Annotated in this window: 9 protein-coding genes and 1 tRNA gene; 7 read left to right on the top strand and 3 right to left on the bottom strand. The window is 69.8% G+C overall.

Annotated features, from left to right (window positions below):
• Nucleotides 1-102: 102 nt before the first annotated feature.
• From AC060L_RS34405 to AC060L_RS34380, 6 genes are all read left to right on the top strand, one after another.
• A complete protein-coding gene (locus AC060L_RS34405) occupies nucleotides 103-1,026 on the top strand; it encodes a ribokinase (RefSeq protein WP_483802905.1) in 924 nt (307 codons plus the stop codon).
• Nucleotides 1,023-1,829: an alpha-ketoglutarate-dependent dioxygenase AlkB family protein gene (locus AC060L_RS34400; protein WP_483802904.1), complete on the top strand. Its 807-nt coding sequence runs from the start codon at nucleotides 1,023-1,025 to the stop codon at nucleotides 1,827-1,829. The genes AC060L_RS34405 and AC060L_RS34400 overlap by 4 nt, the downstream gene beginning before the upstream one ends.
• 179 nt (nucleotides 1,830-2,008) lie before the next feature.
• Nucleotides 2,009-2,872 carry an acyl-CoA thioesterase gene (locus AC060L_RS34395; RefSeq protein ID WP_483802903.1) on the top strand — a complete coding sequence of 288 codons (864 nt, stop codon included), beginning with the start codon at nucleotides 2,009-2,011 and terminating at the stop codon, nucleotides 2,870-2,872.
• A gap of 82 nt (nucleotides 2,873-2,954) precedes the next feature.
• Nucleotides 2,955-3,758, top strand: a complete 804-nt coding sequence (locus AC060L_RS34390) for a DUF1684 domain-containing protein (RefSeq protein WP_483802902.1) — start codon at nucleotides 2,955-2,957, stop codon at nucleotides 3,756-3,758.
• 202 nt (nucleotides 3,759-3,960) lie between these two features.
• Nucleotides 3,961-5,220 (top strand): MFS transporter, encoded by a 1,260-nt coding sequence (locus tag AC060L_RS34385; RefSeq protein ID WP_483802901.1) that lies wholly within the window; start codon nucleotides 3,961-3,963, stop codon nucleotides 5,218-5,220.
• Nucleotides 5,221-5,382: 162 nt separating this feature from the next.
• Nucleotides 5,383-5,456, top strand: a tRNA-Pro gene (locus AC060L_RS34380).
• Nucleotides 5,457-6,065: 609 nt separating this feature from the next.
• Here the strand turns inward: AC060L_RS34380 and AC060L_RS34375 are convergent.
• On the bottom strand, nucleotides 6,066-7,049 hold the full coding sequence (locus tag AC060L_RS34375) for a site-specific integrase (RefSeq protein WP_483802933.1): 984 nt from the start codon (nucleotides 7,047-7,049) through the stop codon (nucleotides 6,066-6,068).
• Between the two features lie 300 nt (nucleotides 7,050-7,349).
• Here AC060L_RS34375 and AC060L_RS34370 point away from each other — a divergent pair, with 300 nt between their 5' ends.
• Complete coding sequence (locus tag AC060L_RS34370) at nucleotides 7,350-8,537, top strand: Fic family protein (protein WP_483802900.1); 1,188 nt, start codon at nucleotides 7,350-7,352, stop codon at nucleotides 8,535-8,537.
• Nucleotides 8,538-8,995: 458 nt separating this feature from the next.
• On the opposite strand, the gene AC060L_RS34365 is transcribed toward AC060L_RS34370, so the two are convergent.
• Entirely contained in the window at nucleotides 8,996-11,008 is a 2,013-nt protein-coding gene (locus tag AC060L_RS34365; RefSeq protein ID WP_483802899.1) for an N-6 DNA methylase, read from the bottom strand.
• 1,317 nt (nucleotides 11,009-12,325) lie between these two features.
• On the bottom strand, nucleotides 12,326-13,867 hold the full coding sequence (locus AC060L_RS34360) for an ISL3 family transposase (RefSeq protein ID WP_483802898.1): 1,542 nt from the start codon (nucleotides 13,865-13,867) through the stop codon (nucleotides 12,326-12,328).
• Between the last annotated feature and the right edge of the window lie 192 nt (nucleotides 13,868-14,059).

Raw genomic sequence — 14,059 nt, 5'->3', positions numbered from 1 at the left:
CCCGTGATGGCGCCCGCTGCGGCCGGCCGTCGCCGAACGGCCTGCGGGGAGCGGTTCGCGGAACCCGGTGAGGGCGGCGGGCCCGGTGCGGAGAATGGGGGCATGGCAGATGTGGTGGTCGTCGGCAGCGTCAATCTCGACCTGGTGATCGAGGTGGATGCGCTCCCCGCCCCCGGCGAGACCGTGCGCGGCGGGCCGGTTGCCCGGCTCGGCGGCGGCAAGGGCGCGAACCAGGCCGTCGCGGTCGCCCGCCTGGGCCGCTCGGTGGCGCTCGTCGGTGCCGTCGGCACGGACCGGGAGAGCGACGGGCTGCGCGCCGAGCTGGCCGCCGAAGGCGTCGACGTCACGCGGCTCGCAGCCGTCGAGGGCCCGCCCGGCCACGCCGTCGTCTTGGTCGACCGGCAGGCGGAGAACTCCATCGTCGTTTCGCCCGGTGCCAACGCCGCCGTCGGCCCGGCGGCCGTCCGGGCGGCGGACGGGATGATCGGTGCGGCCGCGGTGGTGCTCGCGCAACTGGAGATCCCGACCGCCGCCGTCCTCGCGGCCGCCCGGCTGACCCGCGGCACCTTCGTGCTCAACCCCGCACCGGCTCCGGCCGACGGGCAGCTGCCGGCCGAGCTGTGGCCGCTGGTGGACGTCCTGGTGCCGAACCGTACCGAGCTGGCCCGGCTCTGCGGCGTCCCCGATGCGGTGCTCGACGGCCCCGACGCGCCGGCCGAGATCGCGCGGCTGGCGCGCGGGCTGCCGTGCGAGCGCGTGGTGGTCACGCTGGGCGCCGCCGGCGCACTGGTCCGGGACGGCGACCAGGTCCGGCAGATCGCCGCTCCGACGGTACGGGCCGTGGACACCACCGGTGCCGGCGACACCTTCTGCGGCGCGCTGGCGGTCGGCCTCGCCGAGCGGCGCACCCTGCTGGACGCGGCCGGCCTCGCCGTCCGGGCCGCCGCGCTGAGCGTCGGGCGGACCGGTGCGCGGACGGCGATGCCCGCGCGGGAGGCGCTGCCCGATTGGCAGGTGAGCGGATGAGCGGCGCGGAGATCGCGCACGGCGAGCTGTTCCCACGCGAGCGGCGTGACGTGGCGCCCGGCGCCGTGCTGCTGCCGGACTGGCTGACCCCGGCGGAGCAGCGCGAGCTGGTCACCGCCTGCCGGGAGTGGGCGCGTCCGCCGGCCGGCCTGCGCACCGTGCGGCTGCCCGGAGGCGCCGAGATGTCGGTCCGCCAGCTCTGCCTCGGCTGGCACTGGGGCGTGGTCTCCCGCTGTCCGACCTGCGGCGTGGCACGCAAGGTGGCCGAGGGGTGTCCGCAGCACTGGTTCCCGTACGCCTACACCCGCACCGTGCAGGACGGGGACGGTGCGCCGGTCAAGCCGTTCCCCGCGCTGCTCGGCACGCTCGCGCGCCGCGCCGTCGCGGCCGCGTACGGGGGTGCCGGCGCTGGTGCTGGTGCCGATGCCGGTGCCGGCGCGGTCAGCGGGTTGTCGGGGTACGAGCCGGATGTCGCGCTCGTCAACCACTACCCGCACGGCGCGAAGATGGGGCTGCACCAGGATCGGGAGGAGCGGGTGAACGCCCCCGTCGTCTCGCTCTCGCTCGGCGACTCCTGCGTCTTCCGGCTCGGCCGGGCCGAGGCCAGGACCGGCCCGTGGACCGATCTGCAGCTGCGCAGCGGTGACCTGCTGGTCTTCGGCGGTCCGTCCCGGTACGCGTACCACGGCGTGCTGCGCGCGCTGCCCGGCACGGCCGATCCCGCGCTGCACCTCGGCTCGCCCGGCCCCGCCCTGACCGGGCGGCTCAACATCACCGTGCGGCAGTCCGGCCTGCCGGGCTGATGGTCTACCCGGCTCCCCGGGTTTCCGCCCTGATTCCTCCGCTGATCGGGTGCTCCAGCAGGGCGTATTCCAGCGCGCGTCGGCCTGCGGGAATTCCGGGGGGGCCAGCAGACTTCTCGCTAACGACAGCGGAATGCCGTCGGGATCACCGGCGCGCCCGCTCGGAAAGGACGCACGCCATGGGAACGCCTGTCGATCAGCTCGTTGACCTGCTGGATCTGGAAGAGATCGAGCTCAACATCTTCCGCGGGCGCAGCCCCGAGGAATCGCTGCAGCGGACGTTCGGCGGGCAGGTGGCAGGCCAGGCACTGGTGGCCGCCGGCCGGACCGTCGACGGCGATCGCCCGGTGCACTCGCTGCACGCGTACTTCCTGCGGCCGGGCGTCCCAGGCGTCCCGATCGTCTACCAGGTCGACCGGATCCGGGACGGCCGGTCCTTCACCACCCGCCGCGTGCTCGGCATCCAGCAGGGCCGCAGCATCTTCGCGCTGACCGCCGACTTCCACGTCCCGGAGCCCGGCGGCATCGAGCACCAGCAGCCGATGCCCGACGTGCCCGCCCCCGAGGACCTGCCCAGCGCACTGGAGGAGGTCGGCAACCGCCTCGGCGAGCTGCCCCCGTTCATCAGTCGCCGCCAGCCGTTCGACATCAGATACGTCGAGCGGCTGCGCTGGACCGAGGACGAGCTGGCCGACGTGCAGGCGCGCAGCGGCGTCTGGCTGCGGACCAACGGCGAGCTACCCGACAACCCGCTGATCCACGTCTGCGCGCTGACCTACGCCAGCGACATGACGCTGCTCGACTCCGTCCGGGCCCCCGTCGAGCCGCTCTGGGGCCGGCGCAACTTCGACATGGCCTCGCTGGACCACGCGATGTGGTTCCACCGCCCGTTCCGTGCCGACGACTGGCTGCTCTACCACCAGGAGTCGCCGATCGCGCATGGTGCTCGCGGCCTCGCCCAGGGGCAGATCTTCGACCGGAGTGGGCAGTTGGTGGTCTCGGTCGTGCAGGAGGGACTGTTCCGCCCGCTGCGCGAACGCTGATTCGCCGCCCGCCTCTCTCCTCCGGCGGCCGAAACCAGCTCTGAAACCACCTCTGCTCCGATGACGCTTCAGGAGGTCCCAGATGACCGACGCCGATGACTGGAAGCGGTGGAACGACGCCCGGACGGCGACCGTCAGCGCCCCCCACGGCATGCTCGCGCTCACCGGCACGCACTGGCTCGACGCCGAGCCGGTCGGGATCCCCGGCGTCCCCGGCCGCTGGTCCGGCGGCCCCGACGGCGTCCGGGTGACGGCCCGCGCCGCCGACGGGCTGACCGTGGGCGGCACGCTCGTCGACGGCGAGCTGCTGCTGCGCGCCGATACGCACCCCGAGGCCGACACCGCCCGGGTCGGCGAGCTGCTGCTGGTCCCGATCGAGCGCGAGGGCGAGGCGGCCCTGCGGATCTTCGACCCGGCGGCCGAAACCCGGACCGGCTTCGCCGGCATCGCGGTCTACCCGTACGCACCGGAGTGGTCCGTCCCCGCCGTCTTCACCGCGTACGAGACCGGCGAGCGCACGGTGACCGTCCCGAACGCCGACGGGCGTGAGCGCGGCCTGGCCATCAGCGGCCAGATCGCGTTCCACCTGGCCGGCGAGCCGTACACCCTCACGGTGAGCCGCTCTGCCGACTCTGGTGGTCCCGGCGGCTCCGGCGGGCTGCTCAGTGGCGTGATCGCCGACGCGAGCAGTGGGCAGGACACCTACCGGTTCCGCTTCATCACGCTCCCCGGACCGGATGCCGACGGCCACACGGTGCTCGACCTGAACCGGGCCTACCTGCCCCCGTGCGCCTTCGCCGACCATTTCATCTGCCCGTTCCCACCGCCGGGCAACCGCCTGCCGATCCCGGTGCGGGCGGGCGAGAAGGCAGTCCTCCGCGGCTGACCCTCCCTTCTCTCCCTCCTCTCATCCCTAGCGGAGGGCCCGGTTGCGGGCGCCCAGAGGGTGGGGGCGACGATGGTTCGCTGTGTCGACCATTCATCCCACCACTCCCGAGCCTTCGCCGCCGCCCTCCTCCCCACCCCCGTCCTCCTCCGCACCCTCGCCCTCTACACCGCCCACCTCGCCGTCATCGCGGATCGGGCGGATGCTGCGGGGCGCGGTCGCCGACCTCACCCCGCTTCGCGAGATACCCGACTACCGCCGCATCTGGTTCGGGCAGACCGTCTCCTCGGTCGGCCAGCAGATGACGGCCGTCGCGGTCGCCGTCCAGGTCTACGCCCTCACCCATTCAAGCTTCGCCACCGGCGCCGTCGGACTCTGCTCGCTCGTCCCGCTGGTCGTCTTCGGCCTCTACGGCGGCGCGATCGCCGACACCGTCGACCGGCGCAAGCTCGGCCTGATCGGCTCCGGCGGCCTCGCCGTGGTCTCGGCGCTGCTGGCCGCCCAGGCCTTGCTCGGCCTGCACCAGGTCGCGGTGCTGTACGCGGCGGTCGCCCTGCAGGGCGCCTTCTTCGCGATCTCCTCGCCGGCCCGCTCGGCGATGATCCCGCGACTGGTGCCGGCCGCCCAACTCCCGGCCGCCAACGCGCTGAACACCGTCAGCATGAACCTCGGCATGACGGTCGGCCCGATGCTCGGCGGCCTGCTGATCGGCACCTTCGGCGCCCAGTCCGCCTACCTCGTCGACACCGTGGCCTTCGCCGCCACCCTGTACGCGATGTGGCGACTGCCCGCGATGCGCCCGGACGTCCGTCCGGACGGCAACGGCAAGCGTGCCTCCGTCCTGGACGGCCTGCGCTTCCTGCGCGAGCAGCCGAACCTGCGCACCAGCTTCCTGGCGGACCTGGCCGCGATGATCTTCGGCCTGCCCCGCGCCCTCTTCCCCGCCCTCGCGGCCACCTACTACGGCGGCGACGCCCGTACCGTCGGCCTGCTGGTCGCCGCCCCGGCCGTCGGCGCCCTGATCGGCGCCCTCTTCTCCGGCTGGGTCACCCGGGTCCACCGCCACGGCGCCGCCGTCCTGGTCGCCGTCGCCGCCTGGGGCCTCGCCATCGCCGCCTTCGGCCTCACCTCCGGCCACCTCTGGCTCGGCCTCGCCCTCCTCGCGGTCGCCGGCTGCGCCGACACGGTCAGCATGATCTTCCGCAACACGATGATGCAGGTCGCCGCCCCGGACGAGATGCGCGGCCGCCTCCAGGGCATCTTCATCGTCGTCGTCGCCGGCGGCCCACGCCTGGGCGATTTCGAGTCCGGCACCGTCGCCGCCCTCACCACACCCGCCGTCTCCGTCCTCTCCGGCGGCCTCGCCTGCGTCGCCTCGGTCCTCCTCCTCGCCCTCCTGCGCCCAGCCTTCCTCCGCTACGACGGCCGCCACCCCACCGAGCCCACCCCAACCCCCGCCTGACCACCACCACACCGCCCGCCGCCCCCGCGCCCCGCCCACACCGGGCGGCGTGACCTGCGACGGAACCTGGCAGCGAGCACCCCCCGTCGTGCTGTATTGTTTTCCACGTCGCCGGGTGATCGGCGACAAGGTCAAGAAGCCGGTAGCCCGGCAACTCGACCACGGGACGTGGCGCAGCTTGGTAGCGCACTTGACTGGGGGTCAAGGGGTCGCAGGTTCAAATCCTGTCGTCCCGACTGTAAAGTCGCAGGTCAGAGGCGGTTTGCTCGCAAAGAGCAAGCCGCCTCTGGCGGTTTTCGGACATCTCCAAGCGGACATTTGGGTCTCACATGCCGACGTGCTCCCTTGAAATTAAAGGAAGATTGCCGTCCTTGTGGTGCGATCTAACCGTTTGCTCGCTTTCCTCCTTTGAATCGCTGGCGAGGCTGCCCGTGGCGCACTTGACCGAGCGAAAGGCGGGGTCAAGTGGGTGAGTGCCTGCCCTGAGTAGAGAATGCCCAGGTCAGAGGGCCTCTATCTGGCAGGTCGTCAGATTGGATGCCCTCTCAGGAGGGCGCCTTGAGGTGTGTTGCCGGGGGCGGGTCGGCGTGAAGTGGCCCAATGGGGGGCGGAATTCCACCACTGACGGTGACCGATATCGCATCGTAACCTGCAGTCGTCGGCAATCCGCTTTGCAACTGTCTTGCATGTCAGGTGAGTTGGATGAGAGCGGCTGATTCCGGCGGAGCGTCAGGTGATTTAGTGACGCCCCGTTAGGCGCTTGAGAGCTCATCGTTTTGCGCTCGGGTGCGAGCGGGTGGTGGCGAGATCTGATGGGGCTTTGTGGTTCTTGCGATGGCCTGCCGTTACCAGCGGCGGGGGATCTGCCCGTTGAGTCGGAGTTGTTCGACGAGGTGGCGGGTGAGGGCTTCGCCGGCTTTGGCGAGCTCGCGGATGTCCGGGTGGAAGTAGCGCTGGGTGGTGGTGATCTCCTGGTGGCCGGCGATCTGTTGGAGGACGTGGAGCGGGACTCCGGCGTCGGCCATCCAGGTCAGGCCGGTGTGGCGCAGGTCGTGGCGGCGCAGGTGTTCGTAGCCGAGGTCGTGGGCGACGTCGTCCCAGTGCGTGGCGTCGCGTAGGACGGCGGTGCTGATGCGGCCGCCGCGGGGGCCGGTGTAGAGGCGGGCGTCGGGGTCACCGCGGGTGGCTCGGAGGCGTCGGATGATCTGCGGGCGTAGCGGTTCGATGATCGGGATGAAGCGGGCGGTCCCGCCCTTGGTGTGTTTGTCGATGAGGCCGCCGGGGGCGGGGGTGGTCTGCCGGCGGCAGGTCAGGAGCCAGTTGGCGGTGTCGATGTCGCGGGCCCGGACTCCGGAGACCTCGCCGATGCGGGTGGCGGTGCAGGCGCTGTGGACGACGACGTCGCCCCAGCCGCGGTAGTGGTTGTAGGAAGCTTCGACCAGGGCGTCGGCGAGTTCGGAGAGGGCGTCCCAGTCGCGTAGTGCGAGGGCTCGGGGGTCCAGCAGTTCGTCCTCGGCCTGCTGGTACGCGCGCTGCCAGCCGGTGACGTGGGCGGGAGGCCGTTCGATGAGACCGTCCACGACGGCCTGCTCGAGGATGCGGAAGAGCATGGCGAGGGTGTTCTTGATGGTGGAGCGGCTGCAGCCCTCCGAGATCCAGCTGTCGATCGCGCCGGCGATCGCACCGGTGGTGACAAGGCGGACGGGGAGATGTCCGAGGTCCGGCTCGACCCGGTGGTGCCATCCAGCGAGGTAGGGGACGTGGGTGGTGGTCTCAAGGCCGGCCAGGATGATCGGGAGGCGGAGCTCGACGTACTCCGCCAGTGACATCGAGGCCAAGGAAGGGAGTATCGGGCTGCCAGTGGCGTCGGCGAGGATCGTCAGCCACTGGGTGACCAGCGCGGGGTCGAGTCCGCTGTGGACGGCGTTGGCCAGAAAGCTGGCCCAGGCGTGCGTCTGAGCCGGGGTGATCAGAGGTGACGGTAGCGGGTCATGGGTGGCAGCTTGGACTGGGCGCGGTGTGGTGGCGGGCCTGGTGGGCGATCGGCAGGGCCGGAAGGTCACCTGCGGGCCACCCGGCGGATCCTGGGGCGTGTGGTGTCGGCGGGAATGTCGAAGAGCTCATATGTCATGGTTGCGCTGTCGTCGATTGACTGGCTGATACCGTCATGGTGTCATTGCTTCATGCTCTATGGAATGCCGAGGCTGCAGAAGATCGATCAAACCGTCCTCGATGAGATCGAGGAGATGCGGGACCGGCTGCGCCTGCACCTGCGCACCCCGCGCCGGTGGGAGGGGCAGCTGCGCCGCAACCTGACGGCACGCGCGATCGCTGGGTCCAACACGATCGAGGGCTACGCGGCGAGCGTGTCGGACGTCGAGGACATCATGGTTGGCGAGGCACCGATCGAGGCGAGCCAGAGCGTCACCGCCGAGATCGAGGGCTACCGGCAGGCGATGACCTACATCCAGCGCCTAGCCGAGACTGGCGACGACTTCGCGTACAGCAAGGGACTGCTCAACGCGCTGCACTTCATGATGCAGGGCCACCACCTGGTGAAGCGCCCCGGCTGGTGGCGCACCGGGCCGGTGTACGTGACCTCGGCCGAGGATCCGACCATCGCCGCCTACACTGCCCCGGTTGCCGAGCAATTGCCGCAGCTGACCAGTGAACTGGTGGAGTGGCTGAACGAGGGTGATCTGGATGCGCCGGGCCTGGTGCGGGCCTCGATGGCGCACCTGAATCTGGTTGCCATCCACCCGTGGTCGGACGGGAACGGGCGGATGTCCCGCGCCCTGCATACCCTGGTCCTCGCCCGCGAGGGGATTATGGCGCCCGAATTCTCAAGTATCGAGGAGTGGCTCGGCCGCGCCCGCAACACCTACCGCTACTACGACATCCTCGCCGAAGTCGGCGGCCCGGTCTGGACCCCGGAGCGCGACACACTGCCCTGGTTGCGCTTCTGCCTGCGCGCTCACCACCAGCAGGCGCAAACCGTCGAACGCCAGGTGAACACGACCCGCGAAGTCTGGACGGCCCTTGATGGCGCCATCGAGCGGCAGGGCTGGCCCGACCGCATGCTCTACGCCCTCTATCCGGCCGCCATGGGCAACCGCCTGCGCCGCGCTACCTACCAGGCCGACGCCGAACTCAGCGAACAACAGGCCCAACGCGACATCCGCGAACTCGTCCGCGCCGGCTGGCTCGCTGCGAAGGGCGAGGCTCAAGGGCGCTACTACACTGCCGGCCCGGATCTGCCCGAGGAGATCACGCGCGAAGCCCGCGAACCCCGACCTCTGCGCGACCCATACGTGTAGCACTCAATGGCCGGTCATGATGCGACATGGCGTTCCTGTCTGGCTGAGCGCAGATCACCCGGCTGGTGCGCTGGGGCTTGGCGGAGCTTCGTTCCGGAGCGGCGCGCCACATAAGCTGCAGGGCCATGCCTCCCAGTTCGGGCAACCGAACTGGGAGGCATGGGCGAAGGTCTGCAGGCTGATGGCGTCCGGATGGGCTCGGCGGGGCCGGGTGTTGTTGCGAGTCAGGGCTCCCCGCCACGGCAGCAGATGAAATCGATGATGCGTTCGGCCTGGACGGCCGCACCCCTGGCCAGCGGGGCGGCAACTACGGCACCATCCAGCTGTGGCCGATGGGAGCCGATCAGGCTATCCAGCAGATCTGCGCCGGCACCACGCCCCATCCGCCAGCAGGGGTAGCAGTAGCTCGCCGGCTCCCAGACCGCTCCACCTGTGCCTGACGAGCACTGAACGGGGCATCAGTCCCCCGGCGCCAGGAACCCCTGCAAAGCGTCCCGGCGGAGCCGCCCCGTCAGGGTGAGTTGCTCGCGGAGTTGGTGTTCATAGGTGTCCAGATGGGTCATCAGGTCGGCGATGGTCTGTTGAGTGCCTACGTCAGGTAGGACAACGGGCAGGTCAGCGAGGATTGGGAGCGAGATGGTCTTCATGGTCATGCTTCCCGTGGAGTGGTTGTCGAGCCACTCGCGTGCCCGGGCACTGCGCAGGTAGGCAGCAAGGTAGTCAGGGTTGAGCGCGGGGTGGGGGCGGAGTAGGAAGCAGCCGGTGCCGCAGATCCAGCCGTGCTGCTCATCGCGGACCACGGCGCACCGGCCGAGCTCGCCGCGGCGGGCCACGACGAGGTCGCCGAGGCGGAGGCGGAAGCGCTCCAGACTCTCGGCATGGGTCTCGGTGATGCGCCTGATGTCCACTGTGCTGAAGCCGCTGTCTGTCAGGTCCTTGGGCATCACGACCGGGACACCGCCGTCCCGCACGTAGTCGTCGGCTCGGATGAGGCTCCCCGAGGGACCGGTGAGTAGCCGGCTCGCCTTGGTGTTTCCGGGGCCGCCGTTGACCGCGTCCCGGAGCGTCAGTAGTGGGAGTTCCTCTTCATTGCTAGTCAACCTCTCACATCTGTCGGCGAGTTGGCGGAGCCCGCTGACCGACTCCGCGGTCGCCAGCTCGTGCCCGTGCAGCTCGTCGAGTGTGTGTTCCAGGTCAAGCACCGCGGCCGGTCGTTCCCGCGCGGGCGCGATGTACAGGCGGGGGTCGAGGTTTCCGGCGTTCGCCATGATCTCGGCGTACCCGACCGAGCGGGAGAACCCCGGTTCATCCTCCACTGTGCCCGGGGACTGCAGCCACACGTGGAACCGACTGGTGATGCGCTCGATGTCGGCGGGAGTCAGTGCGCGTGGCTGCCGGGGTGTCGGGGAGCCGAGCCGGCTGGCATCGACGAAGAGGACGGAGTCCGCCTCACCCACCGGCAGTCGGCTGGACTTGTCCCGAGCGAGCAACCAGATGTGCACGGCGACGGTGGTGGCGGGGAACAGGTTTGGCGGCAGCGCGATGATGCCGAGGACGGCACCACGGGCGAGCAGGTTCTGACGGTTCGTCTCATCGACCCCGCCGGACCAGGCGGCGCTTGGCGGCATGATCACCGCAGCGGTCCCGTGCTCGCTCAGCCGGTTCCAGGCGAGCTGCAGCCAGGCGTAGTTGGCGCTGGAGTCGGGCGGAAGGCCGACGTGATCGAGGTTCATGACACGCTGGTTGAACGGTGGATTGCTCATCACCACATCGGCCAGGCCGTATCCCTTGCTCTGCAGCAGCATCGCCGGATCGGAGGCGCGCACCGCAGGCTGGTCCACCCCGTGGAGAGCGAGGTTCACCGTCGCCAGCCGCGGGGCGCCGAGGTTCGTGGTGTAGGCCTCGAAGGAGGTGCCGGCGAGGCCACCGTGTTCGGAGATCCGCTGCGCCGCCTCCGTCAGAAAGCCGCCGCTCCCACAGGCCGGATCGAAGATCCGGTCCCCGGCCCGTGGGTCCGCCAGGTCGACGACAAGTCGGACCACCTCCCGCGGTGTGTAGAACTCGCCTGCCGAGACGTCGATCTCCTGCGCCTGGCGTTCGATGAGCATCTCGGCAACCTCGGCCAGGTTGGCTTCGGCGCCCGGCCGCTGGCCCAGGGCCTCGAGGAAGGGCACTGCCCACGGCGCGTCGTCCGGCTCATCGTCGTCGAGCAGGTCGACGCTGAGCTCGAGCCCCCTGCTCCGGCGGAGGCTGTCCAACGCGGCACGCAGGTCGCGCAGTGGCGAGCCGCGGAACCGGGCATCCGCGACCGCCCGGTTCCACCGCATCACGAACTCGTCCTCCGGCTGTTCCGCCGCCTCGACAAGCCGTGCGAGCAGCAGGATCGCCAGCATCAGCGTGAGGTCGCGGAAGCCGTTCCGGCCCCGCTGGTAGGGCGCGTAGGCCCGCCAGAGCCGGTCGGTGAGCTCCATGTCACGGTTTTCCGGTGCACTGGTCTCCACGCGTCGTCCTCTCGTCTTCCGATCCGGCTACTTGAACTGGCTGATGGCGTAGGCCGCTGCGGCGACGAGCATCAGCAAGCACAGCCGGAGCGTAGTGCCGGTGTTCTCCATCGCCTTCTCCAGCAGTTTGATGAACGACTTCATTGTGCGGTGGCCCCTACTTCTCAGCTGCGCAGTTCTACTGCGCAGCTCCCCTACTGCCAGGCCTCCGCGGCTAACTACACGCCGTGGCCGACCGCCTCGTACGATAGCAATGGTGAGTAGCGTTTGCTCGGGCCCCTAGAGGGGCTAGTGGTTCACAGTGGCAGTTGCGCAGCGACACTGCGCAATAGGCTGAGTGAAGGATGGCTGCTGGCGGGGTGGGCGGAGGCAGCTACGGCAAGTCAGGCGGGAGTAGCGAGAGGCTTCAAATGTGATGCAGGTCACTCGTTGCGTGCGAGGCGTGTTCGCTGGTAGCTGTCCACTGGTGCGCCCCCCCGTGGGGTCAGCGGCGGTTTGGGGCGGATGGGTCTGGATGGTGAGGATCCGTAGTCCTTGGTGATGCAGATCGAAGTATCCGACCTCTGCGCGGATCTGCTGGCTGCCGTCATTTGCGGTGGCGGCAGCGCTGTGAGCAAGAGGTGAGTCATGAACATGTACTCCCGACTCTCCATCAACGCCTGCGTGGACTCGCCCCAGGGTAAGGCGCTCGATGAGGGGCCGAGCAGGGCCTCGGTGGCTGCGTAGGAAGCTGGCCCAGGTCGTGCTCTGACGCTCGGGCGTGGGCGGGATGCCGCGCTCGCGGAGGATCTCCCAGACAGTGGCGGCGGTGACCTTGATGCCAAGCACTGCGAGTCTGCCGTGCGGAGGTGGCCCTATGGGCTGTTCTCGCGGGCAAAGCGCAGGAATACGGCGCGGATCGAGCTGGCGGTGGGGGTGGTGTGGCGCCGCTTGACCAGGTCACGGTGCCATGGCGGGACCGTGACTGGTGGGCCAGTAGCGGGAGGTTCTGCAGCTTGTCCGTCGGGAGCTGCTGGAGCAGGCCGGCAAGGGCGGTCAGTGTCGTTGAACGCGGGCCTGCCGACCTGGAGCTGCAGGAACCGCAGTTGGTGCCGCACGCCAGAGTGCTGGTGGCGGCGAGGTAGGCCAGGCGCAGCAACGCGACTGGTCATGATGCCGTCAGTGCGCCGTGCAGGTGTCGGCGGCCGTGGCAAAGTCCAGGTGTGTGGCCAGCCGGGTCCAGGCTGATGGCCACCGGAATTGGTTCTGATCCACTCTATGTGGAGCGGTTGCGGAGGGTCACTGTGGTCAGTCGGCGCGGAGGATTTGGAGCCGGAGTAGGTCGAAGTCGGCGCGGCCGTACCCGTCCCTTTTGATCCGCTTGATGCGGTTGACGTTGCCCTCGACCTTGCCGGAGTTCCACTCCAGGGTCAGTCCGGCCGTCACGGCGGCGAAGTCCTGGCGGAGGCCGCGCGCCAGGCTGCGAAGTGGGGACTGTTGTGTCGCCTCCGCATGGACCAGCCAGTCGTTGAGCTCGGCTCCACGCTTGCCGTTCATCATCTCTGCGAAGGTGCGTACGCACTCAGCGACGGCGTCGAGTTCGGGGCATCGCGCCAGTAGGCCCTTGAGCTTGGCCTTCTCGTCCTCGCCGAGCGACGTCGGTCGGCGGGTGATCAGCCTGGTCGCCTGCCGAACGGTCAGTGCCGCGGCGACTTTTGGTGCTGGCTTCCCCGCGGCGCGCACGGGTTGCAGGTGGCGACGCACCGTCCGGGCGCTGCCCCGGAAGCCGAGCTCGCGGATCTCCGCGGATAGCCGGGCGGCGTCGGTGCAGCCTTCGTTCCAGCGTTGATGCAGGTGGGGGAGGTAGGGCCGGATCTGGGTGTCACGGTGGCCGTCGCTGGTGGGCACGTCTTCGACTGTGGCCGCGTGCGCGTACTTTCCGACCGTCTTCGGGTCCAGTCCCAGGGTCTTGGCGATCGCGTAGATCCCGACCCCTTTGTCGAACAACTCGTGTACGGCAGTGTGGCGTTCGCGTCGCCTGGTTGCACGGGCTCCTTCTGCCGCCGTCGGCGAGGGTTCGGGGAGAACATCGCTGTCGGGACCGGCCGTCGGTTCGTCCGGTGGTGATTCTTCGGTGGCTTCCGCCAGGCAGGCGCGGTGTGCGGCGACGCACTTCTCGGCGGCCTCGCAGAGGTTCTTCCACAAATGAAACCTGTCCGCGACCTGCACCGCTCCCGGTACTGCCGAGCGGACAGCCTCCGCGTAGGCGCTGGCCCGGTCCCTGCACACGATCTCGACGCCGGGGTGCTCGCGCAGCCACGCGGTGAACGTCTCCGCCCTCCGGTCGGGCAGCACGTCGACGCGCTCGCCCGTCTCCATGTCCAGCAGGATCGTTCCGTAGACGTGGCCCTTCTTGAACGCGAAGTCGTCCACCCCCAGGACCCGCGGCGCGGTGCCGACCGGCCCGTCGGGAAGCCTCCGCAGTAGTCTGAGCAGGGAGTTCGCGCTCGTCTCGATGGACAGGTGCGCGGCCAGCCGGGCCGCAGGGCGGCCGGCCAGCGCCAGCGCGATCCGCTCCAGTGCCCGTCGCAGGGTGGACGTGCGGCGCGCGAACCGCTCGGTGAGCCCTTCCACCTGTTCGACGAAAGTCCTGCGATGGCACTCCACGGCCGAGCATATGAAACGCCGCACCAACAGGTCGATCACGGTCTTGTGGCCGGACACCGATACATCCGCCAGCTGCCGCCGGTACCCGCCATGGACGCGCCCCGAAGCCACACCGCACCCCGGGCAAGTGGCCCGCGCGGTGGCGGTCCGCGCCGAGAGGGTCACCGCGGTGGCGTCGACCACGACCCCCTCCACGGTCACCGTCGAGAGATGGGAGAAGGCCGTCCAGAGCACGCTGCAGTCACACGAACGATGATCCTTCCACAGGTGAATGACGCTCCGTCATCGCTCCACATAGAGTGGATCAGAACCCCGGAATTCCAGGTGGATGGCCGTCTGACCTGTGGTGTTCCTGATCGCTTCCTTATCGAAGGA

It is taken from the genome of Kitasatospora sp. NEAU-69, assembly GCF_057158765.1.
This window is presented reverse-complemented; position numbering and strand designations above follow the sequence as displayed.